Annotated in this window: 16 protein-coding genes, 1 tRNA gene and 1 pseudogene; 8 read left to right on the forward strand and 10 right to left on the reverse strand. The window is 37.6% G+C overall.

Annotated features, from left to right (window positions below; all coding sequences use genetic code 11):
• Positions 1–3: 3 nt before the first annotated feature.
• From PJ15_RS04845 to PJ15_RS04860, 4 genes are read right to left on the reverse strand one after another with little or no spacing between them, the layout of a single operon-like run.
• Positions 4–1,929 (reverse strand): DUF262 domain-containing protein, encoded by a 1,926-nt coding sequence (locus PJ15_RS04845; RefSeq protein ID WP_047428566.1) that lies wholly within the window; start codon positions 1,927–1,929, stop codon positions 4–6.
• A 31-nt stretch (positions 1,930–1,960) separates the two neighbouring features.
• Complete coding sequence (locus PJ15_RS04850; protein ID WP_047428569.1) at positions 1,961–3,139, reverse strand: DUF4268 domain-containing protein; 1,179 nt, start codon at positions 3,137–3,139, stop codon at positions 1,961–1,963.
• 59 nt (positions 3,140–3,198) lie between these two features.
• Complete coding sequence (locus tag PJ15_RS04855; RefSeq protein ID WP_047428573.1) at positions 3,199–4,479, reverse strand: restriction endonuclease subunit S; 1,281 nt, start codon at positions 4,477–4,479, stop codon at positions 3,199–3,201.
• A gap of 8 nt (positions 4,480–4,487) precedes the next feature.
• Entirely contained in the window at positions 4,488–6,854 is a 2,367-nt protein-coding gene (locus PJ15_RS04860; RefSeq protein ID WP_047428575.1) for a type I restriction-modification system subunit M, read from the reverse strand.
• A gap of 413 nt (positions 6,855–7,267) precedes the next feature.
• Between PJ15_RS04860 and PJ15_RS18910 the strand changes: the two are divergent.
• A pseudogene (locus PJ15_RS18910) lies at positions 7,268–7,500 on the forward strand (site-specific integrase); the annotation flags it as partial.
• 16 nt (positions 7,501–7,516) lie between these two features.
• Here PJ15_RS18910 and PJ15_RS04870 read toward each other — a convergent pair.
• The 3 genes from PJ15_RS04870 to PJ15_RS04880 form a co-directional block, all read right to left on the reverse strand.
• Positions 7,517–7,606: transfer RNA gene (locus PJ15_RS04870), tRNA-Ser, on the reverse strand.
• Positions 7,607–7,691: 85 nt separating this feature from the next.
• Positions 7,692–9,722 (reverse strand): NADPH-dependent 2,4-dienoyl-CoA reductase, encoded by a 2,031-nt coding sequence (locus PJ15_RS04875; RefSeq protein ID WP_004770438.1) that lies wholly within the window; start codon positions 9,720–9,722, stop codon positions 7,692–7,694.
• Between the two features lie 200 nt (positions 9,723–9,922).
• The gene (locus PJ15_RS04880) at positions 9,923–10,840 is read right to left on the reverse strand and encodes a DMT family transporter (protein WP_047428578.1); all 918 of its coding nucleotides are present in this window, start codon (positions 10,838–10,840) and stop codon (positions 9,923–9,925) included.
• Positions 10,841–11,009: 169 nt separating this feature from the next.
• Here PJ15_RS04880 and PJ15_RS04885 point away from each other — a divergent pair, with 169 nt between their 5' ends.
• Complete coding sequence (locus PJ15_RS04885) at positions 11,010–11,861, forward strand: LysR family transcriptional regulator (RefSeq protein ID WP_047428581.1); 852 nt, start codon at positions 11,010–11,012, stop codon at positions 11,859–11,861.
• Between the two features lie 20 nt (positions 11,862–11,881).
• Here PJ15_RS04885 and PJ15_RS04890 read toward each other — a convergent pair whose 3' ends face one another.
• Positions 11,882–12,229: a hypothetical protein gene (locus PJ15_RS04890; RefSeq protein WP_005258539.1), complete on the reverse strand. Its 348-nt coding sequence runs from the start codon at positions 12,227–12,229 to the stop codon at positions 11,882–11,884.
• Positions 12,230–12,448: 219 nt separating this feature from the next.
• Here PJ15_RS04890 and argG point away from each other — a divergent pair, with 219 nt between their 5' ends.
• On the forward strand, positions 12,449–13,792 hold the full coding sequence (argG, locus tag PJ15_RS04895) for an argininosuccinate synthase (RefSeq protein ID WP_004770443.1): 1,344 nt from the start codon (positions 12,449–12,451) through the stop codon (positions 13,790–13,792).
• Between the two features lie 193 nt (positions 13,793–13,985).
• Complete coding sequence (locus PJ15_RS04900; protein WP_004770444.1) at positions 13,986–14,669, forward strand: pirin family protein; 684 nt, start codon at positions 13,986–13,988, stop codon at positions 14,667–14,669.
• A 655-nt stretch (positions 14,670–15,324) separates the two neighbouring features.
• Here the strand turns inward: PJ15_RS04900 and PJ15_RS04905 are convergent.
• A complete protein-coding gene (locus PJ15_RS04905) occupies positions 15,325–15,942 on the reverse strand; it encodes a thiol:disulfide interchange protein DsbA/DsbL (RefSeq protein WP_047428585.1) in 618 nt (205 codons plus the stop codon).
• Between the two features lie 376 nt (positions 15,943–16,318).
• On the opposite strand from PJ15_RS04905, the gene PJ15_RS04910 reads away from it, so the two are divergent.
• Entirely contained in the window at positions 16,319–16,819 is a 501-nt protein-coding gene (locus tag PJ15_RS04910) for a helix-turn-helix domain-containing protein (protein WP_081402747.1), read from the forward strand.
• 1,078 nt (positions 16,820–17,897) lie between these two features.
• On the opposite strand, the gene PJ15_RS04915 is transcribed toward PJ15_RS04910, so the two are convergent.
• The gene (locus PJ15_RS04915) at positions 17,898–18,830 is read right to left on the reverse strand and encodes a LysR family transcriptional regulator (RefSeq protein WP_047428588.1); all 933 of its coding nucleotides are present in this window, start codon (positions 18,828–18,830) and stop codon (positions 17,898–17,900) included.
• Positions 18,831–18,929: 99 nt separating this feature from the next.
• Here PJ15_RS04915 and PJ15_RS04920 point away from each other — a divergent pair, with 99 nt between their 5' ends.
• The 3 genes from PJ15_RS04920 (at position 18,930) to PJ15_RS04930 (ending at position 20,632) form a co-directional block, all read left to right on the forward strand.
• Positions 18,930–19,364 carry a DMT family transporter gene (locus PJ15_RS04920; RefSeq protein WP_047428591.1) on the forward strand — a complete coding sequence of 145 codons (435 nt, stop codon included), beginning with the start codon at positions 18,930–18,932 and terminating at the stop codon, positions 19,362–19,364.
• 9 nt (positions 19,365–19,373) lie between these two features.
• Positions 19,374–19,832: a DMT family transporter gene (locus PJ15_RS04925; RefSeq protein ID WP_047428593.1), complete on the forward strand. Its 459-nt coding sequence runs from the start codon at positions 19,374–19,376 to the stop codon at positions 19,830–19,832.
• Between the two features lie 245 nt (positions 19,833–20,077).
• Positions 20,078–20,632: a PAAR domain-containing protein gene (locus tag PJ15_RS04930; RefSeq protein ID WP_047428595.1), complete on the forward strand. Its 555-nt coding sequence runs from the start codon at positions 20,078–20,080 to the stop codon at positions 20,630–20,632.
• Position 20,633 lies beyond the last annotated feature (1 nt).

Here is a 20,633-nt window from a genome sequence, read left to right on the forward strand (position 1 = left end):
TGATCACCCCTCATTTTCATCGTGAAATTCAATACCATATTGTTTAAAGCAGTCTAACAATGCTTTTTTATAGTTTTTCCTGTCCGCTATATCCCACTTCAGCATGTGGTTTACATCGTCACTAAAATATTTAGAGAAGACCTGTTGTGATGCCAAAGGAATAAAGTTCGCTGTGTTAGTTTTAGCTAATTCATACAGCTCTTTTTCTGCTTGTAAAACTTTCTTTCTTTTAATAAAAAACGGATCATTCCCTATAGAGCGATTATCGCTTTCTGGTAAAAGGCATAAATTATCAAGTGTCTGAATATTTTCTGAAAAACTACCAATCAAGAGTTCTAAAATTTCATTATATTCACTAAACAAAAGTTCTCTTTGTGTAGGATCAGAGACTGTCTCATATTGGCTTAGTATCGCTCTAAGCTTTTGTTTTGAAAAAATGTCTGCTATTTCTCCTAATAATGCCTTTTGCTCAGAGACCCAAACCTTGATTTGATCATCCTTGTTGGATAGTTCCTCACTTTGCTGGGCATGGATATGCTCAATATCCCACTTTACTTGGTTATAGCGTTTAAAAGAAAAACGTGTGTTGTGTCGCTCATATCTAAAAATATTAAATAATATGAGAATAGATTTAATTTTTGGGCGGCATGAGGTGTCATCTACATCATAGAAGATATGATCAAAATCTAATTCTTTGGCATTTTTGTCTTTCTTGAAAAGATTACTTAATTCAAGTTGGATAAAATTTTTTAGCTTCGCTTCAAATTCATCTCGTTTACAGCCCTGTGCAACTAACCAAATCTCTTGGATTGTTTTATATTTCTGACCGATTAGGTATCCAATCAAATGATATAAACGATCATTTTCATACCACTCATTTAAATACTGGAATCCTGAGAGAACCTTTAGCCACTCTGTTTCAATTAAATCTTTCACATCTTGGGCTGATTTAAACTTATTGGCGTAATGGATAAAAGTTTGATGATCCACTTTCAATTTTAACGCTTTTTTATCAGTCGATTTATCCGCAATAAGATCAAAAATGAGTTCAATACGTGTGTGTTTATTGGTTTGTTGTGATGGACTTAAGAATGCCCAAAATTCATCATTTTGTAGCGCTTGCTCTATAGCATCCCACTGATTCGCCATTTCAGTTTGTTTCTGAACTGCAAGATGATCATTCCCATAAGCTTTCGCAATTTTTTGTAAGAATAATGCTTTGATCAACTCTGCATCTGTTAATGGAATCTTACCCTGATTCAGTCGGCTAAAGATTTCAATAGATTGCTTTTTTGAATCTTGATCCCGATCTACACGTACGGCATACCAAATGACTTTTGTATGATGCAGGAGCTTATCTTTCCAACGTTCCCTGTTAAATTCTGTACCCTTTTTCTCAAACCATTTTTTTACAGCTTGATAAGCCGTATAGAAATAATATGCATCAATCGTTGGTAGGTTATTTTCAGTGAGTCCAGCTAAGTTATTTAAATGCTCTGTACTAGATTCTCTAGTTTCATAACGAAGAGAGAAATATTCCTCATTGGTTAAATAAGTCAAAATAATAAAAATTGTGGTCATACGTTGTTGACCATCGATGAGTTCCCAATAGTATTGTGTGCCCTCAGTTTTTCTTTTAACGACTACAGGTTGCAAGCAATAGAAATCGCTTTTCTGCTTTGGTTCAAACTCATCAATGTCATCTAGCAGTTCCGTAACTTGTTGCTGTTTCCATTTATAGCCTCGTTGATAACTATCTACGAAAAAATTAGCCTTCTGTAATTCACTGATGGTTTTCAGCTCCAATGAATTTTCTTTTTGCTCTAAATAAGAAATAAGTTTCTCTAATCGATCATCTGCAATTTCAGATAAATCTGGCTTGTCTTCTAAAAGCTGGCTAATCTGTACCAATAAATTTTCCGTATTCACCCTATACCACCATTTTTAAATCTTTACTTTCTTACTTAATGATTTGATACGCTTCATTCATATATGGCTTAAAGGCTTGCTCAAGCTTCTGAATATGCTCCAAATGCCAAGCCGTATGATTATTCCATAACTCTTGATTATGGCCGTTAGTATGTAAAATAAATTCAATGCGAGATGATTTCTTGTTATCTAATCTGAGCCAATCTAGTGAGTGACCAAACTTACTTTCAATCTCATGTTTACGCTCATAAAAGAAATCAAACATTTGTTTATTCTCTACGGCGTCCTTTCTCGCAAACTCAATATCTACTCGTATCGCTTTCTGCAAGAAAATCAGATGATAAGTGCATTGCGATATACCCGTTGCCGAACTCAGCCAATGATCAGTCTTCGGACTAATATTGTTATAAAGTGAATTATCACTTTGTGAAAAATGAGCAAGCAATTGCTCCCAATATTGGTAGCGAATATCGGTATGATCAGCTTGTTTTACTTTGGCGATGGTTTCTTCATCCTCTTTTCGAGTGAGTCTTACCATATATTCCGATGCTTCAGGTACAGGTATAATCTGCTGGATATCAACTAGCAATTGTTCTGCTAACTTGTAAGGTGAAACCTTTACACATTTCACATCAATCTTACGGTCAAGCAGCCACAGTGCAGTATTAGTCACTTCCTTTCGAAACTCACCTGCTACTAAAATAATTCGTTGGCTATTGCGTGGATTAAGTGTCGTAATTGACACACCCATTTCCTGATGTTCTTCTAAAAAGCGTTCAATCAATATTTTGGCAGTATTTTTGACTTGGTCGGCATCAAAGGCATGATCATCTAAATCTGCATATACAGGTTTATTTTTCATTAAATATTTTGCAAAGACATCTTCGATATCATCTGATGTAAACGGCGCGACATAAGACGCGTATTTCAGTGCCTGCCACACGGCATCACGTCCACTGTCATCGCGCTTATTTTCAATCAGTACAAGCTGTCCTTTCGTGTCTAATGCCAAAAGGTCTAAGCGTTCCCCAGTCCCATCAAAGCCATCAAATTCTTTTTGGATAATCAGCAGTTCTTCGCCCAATGCTTCAGGATGGCTGACTAACCATTCTTGCAAGTCATAACGCTCGGTCAGCTGTTGTTCGCTGAGTTTTGTACCGTCTAATGGTTTAAGTTTTTTATTGGTTGTGTCTACTGTATATAAACTCATATTCCCCCCAAAAAAATATTAAAAAACCTAGCCAACCGAAGTTCGCTAGGTTTTATCTTTTATGCCACTTTAATTTTGCCTGTGACGGCATCATTAATAAGTGTTGCTTTATATTCTTTTAGCTTTTCGATTTGCTGATTCTTAATTTGAGTCGCTACATTCGTTTGTTGCTCAATTGCTTTGATCTGCTCAACAATTTTAAGTTGTTCATCTATAGGAGGAACAACAGTGAGTAATTGTTTAAAACCATCCCAATATAAGCGTTTACGAAAATCTGTAATACCTTTGGAATAACGATCCATTTGTTGAATAAACTCAGGACAACGATACTGATATTCAAAAAACTCTGAATTGATGAAATCGTTTGGTTTGGCAACAATATAGGCTGGGCTGACCATTCCATCTACTGAAACTGCACCAATACCACCTTGCCAAGCTCGCATCATGTTAAAAGCAATATCGCCTTTTTTCACAAGGATATATTTAGATTTATCCTCAATTTTTACACGACCACGTACATTGTCTTCTTCGGAAATTTCTTCATTCGAAACACCTGAATGAATTGAAACAGATAAAAGTGGTAAGCCCTCTTTACCCTGTTCATTGCGTTCTTTGAACATGGTTCTGTTTGCTCTAATTTCCCAATGCTCAGGAATTTCACCAATCCATTCCACACCCGAATCTTTCATAGCAACATTTGAATCTAAACCTTGAGTGACTGCTTTTTGAATCACAATCTGCTTACGTTCATTAAGTAGAGCAATTTGCTGTTCTTTAATTGCAATCGCTTGGTCGATTTCAAATGTCTTTTGATCTAAGAATTCTGCGATTTCAATTTGTTCTTCCGTAGGAGGAAGTACTACATCAGAGCGTTTTAAATGTTGCCAATACAAGTTACGTTGTATCGTTCCAACCCCTTTTGAATTAATCAAGTATTGCGAAACCATTGCTGAATTTCTAAAAAAATAATTGGCAAACTTAGCATCAACTTTTGGGCTTAACTTCAGCACCAAATACGCAGGGCTTATAATGCCACGATATATTGATACACCAACAGATCCACGCCATGCTTGCTGATTATTTAATACAAAATCTCCTTCTTCAACCAACTGATATTTGCTTAAATCAAGGCTCGTAACATTTGTTCTCTTTTCCGTTACATCATCAAATCGAATAACTCCCTTATCTAAATAGACGGAAAGAAGTTCTTCGTTACCTACATTAGTAATGGATTTCAATGTAGTAATGGAACATAAAGGAACTATATCCCAATGTTTTGGAACATTTCCAAATGAGGGTAATGCAGAATCTTTATAAGCATCATATTTTTCAAACATCATGCATCCCCTTAAAGACCCAAAATCTGTGCAATCAAACCATCGGCTTGTTTCTCAAGACTTAAAATATCCTGAGCAACTTCTTCTAAAGAACGCAACGGCTTATGCTGGTAGAAGTACTTATTAAAGCTGATCTCATAACCAATCTTCACAGAATCCAGATTAATCCACGCTTCAGCCACATGCGGTTTTACTTCATCTAAGAAATACTGATGAATCTGCTGTTTTATCGGTACAGACTCACTATCACGTAAGTCGCTGTTACTTTCATAAGTGGTAAATTCGCCTTTTTTCACCGTTGCATAATAGCCAAAGTCAGCTAAATCAGTTTCTACACAACCCAAATGTGTAACTAAGTCAGCAAGCTCAGCGTCATTCAGCTTCACGACTTTTTTCACCACTTTTTCTGCGCTTTCGTCATACCAACTCACTGCATTTAAAATGTTGTTCTTTTCAGAATTCGACAGCTTAATTTTTAAGGCTTTAATCGCTTCATCGACTTTCTTTTTAAACAAGTTAAAGTCAGAAAACTCGTCTGTGCCGACCTGTTTCATAATGCTTAAAGCATTGTACAAAGCTGTTTTTAATGCATCCCAATGCTTAACATCAAATAGCTTGGCTTGTGCTTTATTATTCAGCATAATCTCCTGTGCTTCACACCACGCCAATACTTCTTTTTTTACCGTATCAAGCTTCGCTTCAGTATAAATATCATCGCCATAAGTGCTATACATATATTCCATCGGCTCAGACAATGACTTATCAAAACGTAAGCCTTGCAAACGCTCTGCACTAAACTGCGCTCTACGACGGTCTGGACGCTCAATATTGACTTTGTAATAACCAAAATCTTGGTTATCAAACACTTTGCTTGCAATACCAACAGGATCATTTTGCTCGTTAAGCTGACGTTCTACATCTTGACCTGCAAGATAAGTCTGCATAATTTCCGCAATATGTTCAGGGGCAAATTCACAGTTTTTATTACCTAAATTTTTACGCAACTTACGGAACATTAAACTTGCGTCAATCAGTTGCACTTTGCCTTTACGATGCTTAGGTTTGTTATTCGACAACAACCAAATATAGGTGGTAATGCCTGTGTTATAGAACAGATTATTTGGTAACTGTACAATTGCATTCAGTAAGTCATTTTCGATGATGTAGCGACGGATATTACTTTCCCCGCCTCCAGCATCACCCGTAAATAAACTTGAACCGTTATGAACTGAGGCAATACGGCTACCAATGCCATTATGCTCAGGCGATTTCATCTTATTAACCATTTCCATCAGGAACAGAAGCTGTCCATCGCTTGAACGTGGTGTGGCATCACAGCTTTCTTCATTGCTCCAATAGTCTTTTAGCTTCACGATGAAACGTGGATCAACCACATCTGAACCATCTTTAATGTACTTCTGCTCAGATGCCCAGCTCTTTCCATACGGTGGATTTGACAACATAAAGTCAAATTTCGTACCAACAAATTCATCTGTGGTTAGAGTCGAACCAACACGAATGTTTTCAGGGTTATTGCCCTTAATCATCATGTCTGACTTACAAATGGCATAAGTCTCGTCATTAATCTCTTTACCATACAAAAGCACGTCACGGTTGCCTTTTTCCACGGCATAACGTTCATCAATAAAGTTTTGAGATTCAGTCAACATCCCACCTGAACCGCATGCAGGGTCATAAACTGTAATGGTTAAAGGTAATTTCTCTTGAATTGGGTCAAAGACAAAGTGCGTCATTAACTCAATCACTTCGCGTGGGGTAAAGTGCTCACCCGCCTCTTCGTTATTTTCTTCGTTAAATTTACGAATCAACTCTTCAAACACATAGCCCATACCTAAGTTGGTCAATGCAGGCAAGCGATAACCGTCAGGATCTACAGCACTTTCAGGTGTTAAATTGATATACGGTGATAGAAATTTCTCAACAACATCTAAAAGCACATTTTTATGTGACATGTGGCGTATTTGAGCAAATAGGTTAAAGCATTGAATAATTTCTTTAACGTTAGCGCTAAAACCATCTAAGTATTCTTCGAAGTTTGCTAATAAAATTTCAGGGTTATTCGATGCCGCTGTGTAGAGTGAACGTAATGTCCACTTTGATGTGTTATAAAACACATAACCTGATGCTTCTTTTAGAGCTACATCATCAAACTCAGTGAGTTCCATTTCGACTTGTTGATATCGAACTTCTTCAATTACTACATCTTTAGTTGGTTCTAAAAGTGTATCTAAACGGCGTAATACCACCATCGGTAAAATCACATCACGATATTTACCGCGTACATAGACATCTCGAAGGCAATCATCAGCGATTGACCAGATAAATGAAACCAATTTGTTATGTACTGAATGATCCATAAGAACCCAAAATAAAGCGTAAATTTTTAATGCCTGTATTTAACACTATTTTAAAGTTTTACGGCAGGGTATATATGAATTACTTAAATATGATACGCCAATTATTGTCGCTTAATTTTTCTGAGTACAAAAATATCTCGTGGATTTAACGCAATTTTATTTCTCTATTTTGACTAAGTTTTATCGCCAACTCAGTCAAAATTTAGACAAAGCGGTTAAAAAGCAAGTTAATTGAGAATGAAATTTAAACTACCCGATTAAAAAGCATTCTCTCTGAAGCAATAGGACTTGATGAATTAGATAGCTATTCCAATCAAATGGCTCATCAGGCCGAAGAGATAAAAGTGACATTTGCCTATATTCTGAAGTGCCTATCTCTCTATCCTTTGCAAATGAGATCTATAACAATTGGAAATGGCATACGCTATCGCCCTGCCTATAACACTCGTCATACATATGCGACTGTATGCTTAATGAATGAACTTAATCCAGTCTATGTGGCTTCACAGTTAGGTCATAGTTGGTGATGCTCATGAAACGTTATGCGAAGTGGATTAATTCAGATAAGAACAAAGAAGAGATAGCTAAAATTTCGAATAGTGCCAAAATTGTGCCAAAGAAAAAGGGAACCAAACTATGTATTTGATTCCCTTTAAGATATTTGGCGGAAGCGGTGAGATTCGAACTCACGGAGGACTCACACCCTCGTCGGTTTTCAAGACCGGTGCATTAAACCGCTCTGCCACGCTTCCATGTGCGTAAGAATACAAAGCTTGCCCTGTTTATACAAGAGAAATTTAACTGCAATGTATTCAAATGCATATTGTTTCATCAATTTTACAGTTTAGCGGCTAATTCAGCACCATCTCGAATCGCACGCTTCGCATCAAGCTCTGCTGCAAGCTTCGCTCCACCGATAATATGATAGTTTGCTAAAGTGCTTTCACCTTCTTTTGGCATCAAATCTTTGACCGATTCTTGTCCTGCACAGACCACAATGGTATCTACGCGCAACAATTGATCATGCCCATTATGTTCAACCCATAACCCTTCATCGGTGACTGCTTTATATTGCACACCACGCAGCATACGCACGGCATGTTTTTTAAGTTGCGCGCGATGTACCCAGCCTGAAGTTTTACCTAAGCCGATACCCAATGGTGTAGTTTTACGTTGTAGCAAATAGATTTGACGAACTGGCATTTCAACTTCTGGACGCTGCATCCCACCTTCTGAAATATAATCAGGATCTGGATCAACGCCCCATTCACGCTGCCACTCTGCTAACGGTTGTGGCTGAGGTTGATGTGGAGGTTTTAACAGAAACTCTGAAACATCAAAGCCAATACCACCTGCACCGATCACAGCAACTTTATGTCCTACTTCTGCACCACGCAAAACCTCTGCATAAGACAGGACTTGTGGTGCTGTGCTGCCTTGAATCTTTAAGGCACGTGGTACCACACCAGTTGCCACCACAACTTCATCAAAGCCTTCTCGCTCTAACTGTTCACGGCTAATCCGTGTATTTAAACGTACATCAACACCAGTCTGTTTCAATTGCACTTTAAAATAACGAATGGTTTCGTGGAACTCTTCTTTACCCGGAACCACTTTTGCTAAATTAAACTGACCGCCGACATCTTCATTTGCTTCAAACAAAGTCACGGCGTGACCACGGCTTGCAGCTACAGTCGCAGCCGACATGCCTGCCACACCACCACCAACGACTGCAATGCGTTTTGGTTTCTTGGTTTTGATATAAACCAGTTCCGTTTCAAAACATGCCTGTGGATTGACGAGACAAGTGACACGCTGGTTTTTAAAAGCATGATCTAAACACGCCTGATTACAAGCGATACAGGTATTAATTTCATCGACACGATTGGTGGCTGTTTTATTGACCCAATACGGATCAGCCAAAAATGGACGCGCCATTTGCACCATATCGGCCTTGCCTGAAGCAATAATTTCTTCAGCAACATCGGGCATATTGATACGATTCGATGCAATCACAGGCACCGACACATGCTGTTTCACAGCAGCGGTATAATCGACAAATGCTGCACGTGGCACAGAGGTTACAATAGTTGGTACACGCGCTTCATGCCAGCCAATGCCTGTATTTAACAAGGTAATCCCAGCTTTTTCTAATGCCTTGGCAACCACAATCACTTCTTGCATGGTATTGCCGTCATGAACAAGATCCAGCAATGATAAGCGGAATGCGATAATGAATTTCTCACCTACTTTGGCACGGATTGCCTTAACGATTTCTACAGGAAAACGCATACGGTTTTCAATATCGCCGCCCCAACGATCGGTACGTTTATTCACGTGGCTACTCAGGAACTGATTAATTAAATAGCCTTCTGAGCCCATGATTTCTACGCCATCATAGCCTGCTTTTTTGGCCAGACTTGCGCAACGTGCATAATCATCAATGGTTGCCAAAATCTGAGAATCAGACATTTGACGCGGTTTAAATGGATTAATCGGTGCCTGAATTGGAGAAGAAGATACCGAAAAAGGATGATAACCATAACGCCCAGAGTGCAAAATCTGCATGAGAATCTTTGCACCATGTTTATGTACTGCATGCGTGACCAGACGATGATGCGGAATATCTGCCAGACTATTCATCGTACCGCCTGCAGGTAACAACCAGCCTTGACGGTTTGGAGAAATCCCCCCAGTAATGATTAAGCCAACACCGCCCTTTGCACGCTCACCAAAATAAGCTGCAAGTTTAGGATAATTAAAAAAACGATCTTCTAAACCTGAATGCATTGAGCCCATCACGACACGGTTTTTAATTGTAGTAAAACCCAAATGTAATGGTTTTAAGATATTTGCATAGCTAGTCATGGTATTCCTTCTTTAATTTTGGCTTTGCAACTTGTTGCATAGTACTTTAATACTTTTTTATTGATTTGGGATGACTGTAAATCGAATTTTAATGGTTGAAAGTGTCAATTTAGCTGAAACCCTTTAAATATTCTCCAAGGCAAACGCATAAAAAAAGCAGCCATTTAACTGACTGCTCTTCTGATATTGAAAATGAAAGCTTAATGCTGTTGATTACCTGAATAAACCAAATGACTTTTTGGCTTTTTCACTTTGAGTGAACTCATCACAATCCCCAAACAAATAAATGCCGCACCAATCAGGATATTCAGTGTTAAAGGTTCATGCCAGATCAAAGAACCAAACAACAAGCTGAGAATAGGAATACACATGATCGAGATCGAAGCAATAAAAGTATCCACCTGACTCACAATCCAGTTCCACAGTACAAACGCAAATCCCGTTCCGATCACTGCAATATAAAATAAGGCCGATTCATTTAAAGGATTAAGCCACAATTGGGCATCTACAGGTTCAAAAGCTAGAGCACCGACAAAGATAACAGCTCCACCCAGCAATAGTTGCCAAATGGTCAGCTTGATTTTGTCATACGTCGCAAAATTCTTTTTGATAAACACTGTTGATAAGGCCCAGAAGAAACCAGAACCAATTAACAAGATTTGCCCAAGCAATGAGGTATTCATATGGATATGCTGAAGTTGCGGCCAAAGAATAGCGATCAGTCCCAGCGTCCCTAAAATAAGTCCGATGCCTTTTTGGCTATTCAAACGCTCATTTAAGAAATAATGTGCCAGCACACCAATAAAAATTGGCATGGTAAATACCAGCACTGCCGATAATCCCGAATCTACAAATTGCATAGCAAAAGTTTGCGTTGCATAGAAACCAAGACAAATCAGCAAGCTTAAAATGATGAGCGGTTTCCATTCAGCCTGTTTGGGCAAAATCGATTTCTTCAAAATTCGTTGTACAACCATTAAGGTCAATGCAGCCAGAATCAAACGCGTAGAGATAAACAGGAATGGTGGAAATACCTGCAAAATATGTTTAACCAAGCCCCATAAAGAGCCCCAGACCAAACATAACAACGCGATTGCGCTAACGACTCGAATATTCACGTGTTGTACTCAACCCTTGGAAAGTCATATTAGTGTATAAAATAAATGACATCATGAATAATGCTATGTTTTAATAGATACATCATTTTTTTTGATACCCATTCAGCGACCTCTCCTTTTTGATTTTTATCTGTTGGAATAGATGAGCTGGAATGATTGAGGAATTGCCGTGAATATTGATATTAATGATATCCGATCTTTTGTTACTGTGGCCGAGCTTAAGAGCATTACGGCGGCGGCGCATAAGCTCAATTATTTACAATCCAATATGACTGCAAAAATCAAGAAAATTGAAAATCATTACAAACGCCAGTTATTTATTCGTAGACCCAAAGGTGTTGAGCTGACTGAATCAGGCATGAATTTGTATACCCAATACAAAAAGATGATGTTCACTTGGGAAGAAACTGAAAATAAAATCTATCAACAAGAAAGTGTCTTACGTTTTGGAACCAACACCAGTCTCGGCGGGATGCGTTTTCATCCTTCATTTAGCAAATTATATGAAGCTTATCCAGAGCTCTCCATCACTATGAAAACTGGCTCTACAGGCTATATAGAAGATGAAATTCTAGCGGGCAATCTGGATATAGCTTATGCACTGGGTCATCCCAAACAAAAGAATCTGCAATATATAAAAAAGGCAGATGACCAACTGGTGATTATTGGCAAAAATATGATTAACCATGACAATCTTGAGGAATGTCTGAATCACCAAAATATCTTGCTGGCTTCTGAACAATGCTGCTATGCCACAACTTTAGATAGCATTTATACAGACTACAATCTCATCAAAGGTGAACTCACTCATATTTACGATCATGAAGCTTTAATTCACTTTACCCAGTTGGGTATGGGCATTTCCATGATCGCCAAATCTTTGATCGAGAAATACAAAATTCAATATTATCGGGAAACACCTGAACAATATCGGGACATAGGCTTATATCTGATTGCACGCAATGACCATGTCTTTACACCGATCGAGAAGCAATTTATTGGCTTAAATGATTCACTCTGAGCTAATTTGAAAATAAAGATTTAACTTTTTTGCAGTTTAGTGGGTAATTTCAAAGTTGAATCTTTTTCCCATTTAAATACAGAGAAAAATAACATGACAACTGCTACAACCGTTCCTAAGGGGAACATATTTAGCATAAAGACCGTCATTAAGATTGAACCAATACGACTACTTGTACTTCCAGTCCTAACACTTTTTGCACATAGAAAATGAACAACAATCAAGGCTATACGCCCCAACAGACCACCAATAAAATATTTAGGCATATGCATAAACAAGTTATAAATCGCATAGACGAGATCTGAAATTAAGATAAACGCTACAATGCGATGTAATGTGGAGAGAATCTGATTGTTCGTTTCTAGCATTTTATTCTTTCACCCTTTTTAGAATCTTAATAAAAACTTTATGTTTATCGTAAAACTTTATATTTTTCTGATGTTAATCTATTTTTCAAATGAAAAAAAAAGAATTCCTTTCCTAACACAAAAAAAATCGATTTGAAAAGTGATATAGTACTGAGCGTATAAATTCTCTTTGGTCACCGATGTATTAGGGTGCCTATTTCGAAATAGTTAGGACTAGCAATGACTGATAATGCAACGATCTTGCAGAATGTACCAGTAGGTAAAAAAGTTGGGATTGCCTTCTCTGGTGGTTTAGACACTTCAGCAGCTTTATTATGGATGAAACAGAAAGGCGCAGAGCCTTATGCATATACTGCAAATCTGGGTCAACCTGATGAAGATGACTATGATGCTATTCCAAAGAAAGCTGAACAGTACGGCGCAGTCAAAGCTCGATTAATCGATTGTCGTTTACAACTTGCGCTTGAAGGTATTGCAGCGATTCAATGCGGTGCATTCCATATCAGCACGGGTGGTGTTCCTTATTTCAATACCACACCTTTGGGTCGTGCAGTGACAGGTACCATGCTTGTTACCGCAATGAAAGAAGATGACGTCAACATTTGGGGTGACGGCTCAACTTATAAAGGTAACGATATTGAGCGTTTCTATCGTTATGGTTTATTGACCAACCCGGCTCTCAAAATCTATAAGCCTTGGTTAGACCAACAGTTTATTGATGAGTTAGGCGGTCGTGCCGAAATGTCGCAATTCTTAATCGACAACGGCTTTGACTATAAAATGTCAAAAGAAAAAGCATATTCAACTGACTCAAATATGTTGGGTGCGACGCATGAAGCAAAAGATTTAGAATACTTAAATGCTGGTATTAAAATCGTAGATCCAATCATGGGTGTTGCATTCTGGAAAGAAGAAGTTGAAATCCAACCAGAAGAAGTGAGCATTACTTTTGAAGAAGGTATGCCAGTTGCATTAAATGGTCAACGCATCGAAGATCCAGTTGAATTCATTTTAGAAGCAAACCGTATCGGTGGTCGTCATGGTTTAGGTATGTCTGACCAGATCGAAAACCGTATCATCGAAGCGAAATCTCGCGGTATTTATGAAGCACCGGGTATGGCTTTGTTACACATTGCCTATGAGCGTTTAGTTACGGGTATTCATAACGAAGATACGATTGAACAATATCGCATTAACGGTTTACGTTTAGGTCGTTTACTTTACCAAGGTCGCTGGTTCGATTCACAAGCGCTCATGCTTCGTGAAACTTCACAACGTTGGGTTGCTAAGGCAATTACAGGTACTGTGACACTCGAATTACGTCGTGGTAATGATTACACCATCATGAACACTGAATCTCCTAACCTCACTTATGAAGCTGAGCGTTTAACGATGGAGAAAGGTGATTCGATGTTTACCCCGATGGATCGTATCGGTCAGTTAACTATGCGTAACCTTGATATCACAGATACACGTGCAAAACTTGGTATCTACACAGAAACTGGTCTACTTTCTGTAGGTCAAGGCTCTGCGATTCCACAGTTGGAAAACAAATCAAAATAAGCGTTTGATACACTGGTATCAAATTCTGAAAAGGCTGAATATTTGATTCAGCCTTTTTTTATGGACATCAAAAAATACACGCTTTCAATCATTCCATTTATAGAACAACACGTCGCATTAAAAGACTATTTATCCCTATTATGAATCGATAATATAAGCATCAAGCAGAACATAATAATTTGGGAGATGAAAGATGAATGCTTATCTACATCGCAGTGAAAATCGTGGTCATGTCAAAGCTGGCTGGTTAGACACCTATCATAGCTTTTCATTTGGTAGCTGGTATAACCCGAAATACATGGGTGTCAGTGCCCTTCGCGTAATTAACGACGATACGGTTGCTGCACATAATGGTTTTGGTACTCACCCCCATGACAACATGGAAATCCTGACCTGTGTACTGGATGGTACCATTTCCCATAAAGACAGCATGGGCAATGAAGGCCAGATCAATGCCGGTGAATGGCAATTGATGAGTGCGGGTACAGGCGTGACCCACAGTGAAATGAACAAGCACGATAAAGCGGTGCATCTGTTACAGATTTGGATTCAACCGAATGTACAAGATGCTGAACCAACCTATCAGCAAATTCAGCTCAATCCAAAAGACCATCCAAACCAATGGCACTTGATTGCAGGTGATGAATCTGCGCCAATGTCGATTCGTCAAAATGCTGAAGTAAAAACCGCAGTGATTGAAAAGGATCAACATCTAGACATTACAGCACAGAAAAAAGTGAACTATGTACATGTAATTTCAGGTGAAGTGATGATTGCAGATCATTTAGTAAAAGCTGGTGATGCCTTGCTATTTGATGAAACAGCAACCATTACCGCACTACAAGACAGTCAGATGATTTGGTTTGATCTACCTTAAACCCCAGTTTAACTCGTACTCCTCCCTCGGGGGTACGAGCTTTTTAATCACTACTTCCCCCACCGTCACAACTACCCGAATCCGAACTACTACCGTCGCTTATACTACAGTGATCTGTATGTCTGGAATCATTAGGTTGAGATGAATCATTGATATAAGGTGTTGGCGAATATGAATGGCTCGAGTCAGAAGAAGCTTGCCTAGCACGCGTTTTCTTTACCAAGAAAATGAATAAAATCAAGCCAATGACAATAAATATAATAATAAATAGCAGCATGAGAAATCTTGAGTACCCTGCCAATCTTTAGAAACGACTATATCTTGAGTCTATGTTTAAAAAAAGATAGACATTAAAAAAGCCCGATTAACGGGCTTTTCTACAACCTTGAACATTTTTAAAAACAATCTAAATTGTTTCGTTCGTTGTTAGCTGTGTATTCAGGTCATCATATCTTTTTGCATTTAGGCAAGATTTCTCTTAAATCCCAAATAGTATATGACTTCCTTATTGATTAAATTAGCACCAATCTCGAACGGGGTCAAGCATCCTTTCCATGTTTAAAAAAACTAAAGTCAACATACCTAGACCACGTTACATCAAACTTTCTGATTGTTGTCTGCAAATCAAAATAATGTCGTCGAGAAAACGTAAAAATTATTTCTTTTTACGTTCTTTATCTACTAGATATTCAACGACTTGAACCACTTTTTCATCACCGCCCTGCACAATATATTTGCCATTTACCACGACCGCTGGCACACCTGTAAGTTGGTATTTACGGGCCAATTGATTAGATTCGGCAATTTTTGCAGTGATTGCAAAAGAATCAAACATGGTATTAAATTTTTTCTCAGGCACACCATATTTTGTAAAGAACTTAGCAAAAGCATCCTTCTGCAAAACTTTTTGGTTGCCTGAAAAATTAGCATGGAATAACGGTAAATGTGTACGCTTACGTACCCCTAAGGCCTCACTCACATAATATGCACGCGCACCTTGCTCCCACATTGGAGTCATTGCCGCTGGCGTACGAAGAAAATACACATCATTTGGAATTTTCTTTAACCAGCTTTGCATATGTGGTTCTAATTTAAAACAATAGGTACACCCATACCAAAAGAATTCACGTACCTCAATTTTATCGGGCACGGACGTTTTTTCTGGATTTTGTACAACCGTATAATCTTTACCTGCAACAAAATCAGCAGCCATCGTATGTGTAGAAAAGACTGCAAAAATTACAGCTACACTCTTTAAAATAAAATTTTTCATTAATTTCGCTATCCTCACAGCGCTTTTTAGTGCGCTTGAGTCTTTATAAAAAAAACACAATTCCAAAACGTTATCGTAGAATCTGTTCACATCCTTATAACAAGAGAATCAAGCTACGACATTAATATTTTACAGGGGAAATAGTCCACAACAGACAAGATTTATAATTTTTTCATTAAAATCAAAAATTAAACTACAAAAACACAACAGCTTCACAGATTCTATTATTAATTTCGCCTATCCCTATTGACTCTTTTGTCGGTGTACCCAAGCTTGTTTTTAATTGTTAGATGAAGTGCAACAGAGATTAATTTATTGTAAAGAAGCAATATGAGCTAGCATTTTGCTTCCGACCGATCAAAGTCAAAGTTGCACTATGAACTATACTCATCTTACGCAAAAAGAGAGATATCAGATTTACGCCCTGTTGCGTGAGGGTTTTTCCAAACGTCATATCGCTTTTAGATTATGTAGAGCACCGTCTACAATTACAAGAGAAATTAAACGTAACCGCAATCGAAATGGCTACTTTGCAAAGCATGCCCATAAGCTTGCATGTGAATGTATAAAATCAAATCCTACATTGATCAGACCCAATCTCTGGTATGACGTCGAAAAGTATTTAAACATCCAATGGAGCCCAAAACAAATATCCTCGCAGATTGGGGTCAGCTTCACTTCCATATACCGCTGCATACAAAAAGATAAGATAGCAGGCGGTTTTTTCTACACACATCTTCACTTTCTCAATCAACGTAAAAGAAAATATGGGCATCCTGAAACACAAGGACAAATCAGCAATCGTAAAAATATTAGAAAAAGAAGTGATCTGAATCACTACACGAATGAATATATTGCAGAGATCACCTATCGTTAAATTAGCGCCCAAGAAAAAGGCTCGGCTTTAGAAGTCCTAGTCAGATATTCTGGCAAGAACATGGTGTTGCACTTCATAGTAAATCTAGGTTTTTAAAAAGAGCATATATAAAGAACTTACTTTAAAAATTACAAATTTAATGACATCAGAAGAACCCACTACCAATCTAATCCATAATTTTTTATTTTTTTAAACCAAAGCTATAAATAAACTTTAAGATCTATAGTCTATTAAAATATTTTTTAAACTAACTACAATATTGATTTATACTCACTATCTACATCATATCTGAATATAGACATTAATTTATATGTTAAAATTTAATTTTTTACTTTTATTCTTTATTTATACGAATGTATATGCCTTTGACAATTATGATGCCCCTTATCAGTTCCACAACTACCAAACGGAAACAAATTTACTATTTTTCAAGAGCTTAAGCCGAAAGAATTTATCACTCGTTTAAAATTATTAGATGAAAAAATTGATCAGTTCTATCTCCCTAAGTTGAAAACAATCAAAGAGAAAACAAAAAAGTATAATTATTATAGTTGTAGTTACGAATATAATATAGCATCTGAACTTTCATTACTTCTAATATATAATCAACCAGATTACACAGAGGATTACTTTCAATTTCTTAAGGAAAAGATGCATAGAATTTATCAAAAAAATAAAGCATTAGAAATTAATTGTTATTGATGAATTGAAAGGACAAAACAAATCTACTTGCTAATGTTGAATCTTGCACATTCAGTCATGAAAGTAATGTATATCTTGTAAAAATATTTCAGAAAAAATTCAGTAGCAGGGAACTTCCATAAAAAAACCGCCGATTAAGGCGGTTTTTTAAGTTGCTGATTTATCAGCTAATCTTGGTAGGTATATCCAGACTCGAACTGGAGACCTCTACGATGTCAACGTAGCGCTTATTCAATAAATTCAATTACTTAATTCTAATCGGCGCCCTGTTTTAGCCCGTTATTTTTGTTACATTATTCGTTCATATTTTGAACATCACTTTATTTTTACTGATTGCAGATTTCATCATATTTTTCAATACAGAAAAAAGATTACCTTATTTCTGCCAATAAGGTGGCGAACCATAGACTTCTGAAAAATAATCAATTATTACTCTAATATTGAGTGGAGGATGTCTAACATTCGGATAAATAGCTGCTATATGCTGTGCTTGTGGCTTAATTGACACTTCATACTGAGGTAAAAGCTCAATAAGTCCCCCTTCTTTTAAAGCCTCTCCAATTAGCCAGTCAGGAAATAAAACGATCCCCATACCACCAAGTGCTGCTTTCATTAAGCTTTCAGCGTTATTTGAAGAAAATACTGGTGCAACTGGATAGTGTATCCATTCATCTTTATGCATTTTTACTAGCCATCTATTTGGGCCTTCAAACCCATTATATACCAAACATTTATGCTCATTTATTTGTGCAGGGCTCTCTAAAATTCCATATTTTTTAATATATTGAGCAGAAGCAGCCAAATGGTATTTTTGTGTTCCAAAAATACGTGCATGAAAGGAAGAGTCAGTAAGCGTTCCTATACGGAAAATGAGATCAGTACTTTCCCGAAATGGATCTATAAATTCATCAGTCTGTATCAATTCAATCAATAATCGTGGGTAACGTTCTGATAGCCCTGGCAACCAAGGAGCGATATGTCTCTGTCCAAAAAAAACAGGTGCATTAATCCTTATCAGACCAGAGGGCTCAATAGTTTTATCATGTAATGCTTTTTGAGCCTCATCAAACTGCTCTGTTATTTTTTTAGCATATTCAAAAAATAATTTGCCCGATTCTGTTGGCGTGATAGCCCTTGTATTGCGATAAAAAAGTTGCTGCCCCAGTGCATCTTCAAGCTGCTGGATTGTACGTGAAATCATTGAGGCAGAAACATCCTCTTTTCTTGCGACAACAGAGAAGTTTTGGGTGTTATAAACACTTATAAAAAAACGTAGGGTACGGATATCAATTGAATTTGCAAGATTCATTTGTGCAATCTCTGCAATAGTGATTCATGAATTATGCTATTTTTCTATTCAATTAACCACTCTAAAATTTATCGCCTCGACCAGATGAGGCAATATTGAATGCAAATTTTATTATTATTTCTAGCAATTTTGGGAGGAATGGGCCTATCCGTAGAAGCTGGATTATTAGGCCCATTAGGTACAGAGGTTGGAATATTATGGGCAACTTTTAGTATTTTTGGAGTAGGAGCTGCACTCACCTTTTTATTAATGTTATTTTTTAGCCCACGCAACAGCCCCTCATTTTTCTCACTCCCATCTTGGCAATTATCAGGAGGTGTAATTGGTCCAGTCTACGTCATTATCCTAACAACTACTGCGCCTATCATTGGCATTGCAATGACAATGATTGGTATTTTGGCGGGACAGGTCTTTAAAAGTCTTATCATTGATCACTACGGCTTGCTAGGTAGCCCGCAAAGAAAAGTTGATCGTAAACGTCTTTTTGCACTGATTTCGATTGTGATCGCCCTTTTACTAGTAGCAAAAGCTTAGGAAAATAATATGACTATTTTAATGATCTTATTAGCCGTGGTTGGTGGTGCACTTCTTAGTGTTCAGGCTGCAATCAATGGGCAGCTTGGAAGCAAGGTTGGTGTATTTCGTAGCGCCTTTTTAACTTTTTCTGTAGGGGCTTTGATTACAGCATTATTGATTTTTTATTTTGAACCCAAGCAAACTGTAACACTTTTAGAAGTGCCCAAATGGCAACTATTAGGTGCGATGTGTGGGGTTCCTTACATTGTAATTATGGTATTAGCTGTACAAAGAATTGGGACTGCCTTAGCCACTATTGCTGTAATTTTTGGGCAGCTTTTAATGAGTATGCTTATTGATAACTTTGGTTGGCTTGGTAATGCTGCGCTACCCTTTTCCACATATAGATTGGGAGCACTTATTTTCTTAGGTTTTGCATTATATCTAATTTATTCAAGTAACAAAATTAAAGAAATAAAAGTATAAAATCTACTACGCCTAAGTCTATTGGATAGTCCTTGTTATTCGAAGAATGAATCAAAACAAATGGATCCCTATCCAATTACGTTAGAGTTTCCATAATTTTAAGAAGCCCTCATTTGAGGGCTTTTTCTATTTCAATCCATGCATCCGCTTTTGATTGTTAGTCATTAAAAAAACTAAACAGTATGTTCTGTACAGCGACTGTTATTATTCCCTCACAAAAATTAAACAGAGGGTAAAAACTAACGATGGCGACACCATATATTGTGGTTGGCGGCCCTACTACAGGCGGCGGGCAAGTTATATCAGGCAACAGTATGTTCCTGATCGAAGGCATACCCGTAGCATGTGTGGGAGACAAGGCAACATGTCCCAAGCATAAAACGGTCGCAACGATTATCTCTGGCGATCCCTACATGCAGATCTTTGGTAAAGCTGCTGCACGAGTCAATGATTCTTTATCATGTGGCTGTAAGTTACTACCTAAGCAGAGTCTGGTCGTTCAAGATAACGGTGGAGGCGTTGGAAGTGGCCAAAGCATTGCCCCTGCCGTGGCCCCAAATCAGGATAGCTTTGTTAAGGAAAACCCCGATAAAGAATATGGGATACAATTCCAATTAAAGGATGAACAGACGCAGAAAACGTTTAGTGAAATTCCATATTCGATCATCTATAAGAAGAATGGGAAAGTAGAAACTGGATGGACGGACGCAGAAGGTAAAACTCACATTATCAATGCTAACTCACCTGATGAAGTTGAGTTTCAAACAATTGATGCCTCAAAACCGTTACCACCCTTATAAG

The organism is Acinetobacter sp. neg1, from assembly GCF_000788125.1.
In the GTDB taxonomy this organism is placed as follows: Bacteria; Pseudomonadota; Gammaproteobacteria; order Pseudomonadales; family Moraxellaceae; genus Acinetobacter; species Acinetobacter vivianii.

Coding starts and splice junctions, on each gene's coding strand:
- PJ15_RS04930 (WP_047428595.1), top strand. CDS start 20,078: ATGGCGACACCATATATTGTGGTTGGCGGCCCTACTACAGGCGGCGGG.
- PJ15_RS04925 (WP_047428593.1), top strand. CDS start 19,374: ATGACTATTTTAATGATCTTATTAGCCGTGGTTGGTGGTGCACTTCTT.
- PJ15_RS04900 (WP_004770444.1), top strand. CDS start 13,986: ATGAATGCTTATCTACATCGCAGTGAAAATCGTGGTCATGTCAAAGCT.
- PJ15_RS04920 (WP_047428591.1), top strand. CDS start 18,930: ATGCAAATTTTATTATTATTTCTAGCAATTTTGGGAGGAATGGGCCTA.
- PJ15_RS04890 (WP_005258539.1), bottom strand. CDS start 12,229: ATGCTAGAAACGAACAATCAGATTCTCTCCACATTACATCGCATTGTA.
- PJ15_RS04860 (WP_047428575.1), bottom strand. CDS start 6,854: ATGGATCATTCAGTACATAACAAATTGGTTTCATTTATCTGGTCAATC.
- argG (WP_004770443.1), top strand. CDS start 12,449: ATGACTGATAATGCAACGATCTTGCAGAATGTACCAGTAGGTAAAAAA.
- PJ15_RS04910 (WP_081402747.1), top strand. CDS start 16,319: ATGAACTATACTCATCTTACGCAAAAAGAGAGATATCAGATTTACGCC.
- PJ15_RS04850 (WP_047428569.1), bottom strand. CDS start 3,139: ATGAGTTTATATACAGTAGACACAACCAATAAAAAACTTAAACCATTA.
- PJ15_RS04905 (WP_047428585.1), bottom strand. CDS start 15,942: ATGAAAAATTTTATTTTAAAGAGTGTAGCTGTAATTTTTGCAGTCTTT.
- PJ15_RS04855 (WP_047428573.1), bottom strand. CDS start 4,479: ATGATGTTTGAAAAATATGATGCTTATAAAGATTCTGCATTACCCTCA.
- PJ15_RS04875 (WP_004770438.1), bottom strand. CDS start 9,722: ATGACTAGCTATGCAAATATCTTAAAACCATTACATTTGGGTTTTACT.
- PJ15_RS04915 (WP_047428588.1), bottom strand. CDS start 18,830: ATGAATCTTGCAAATTCAATTGATATCCGTACCCTACGTTTTTTTATA.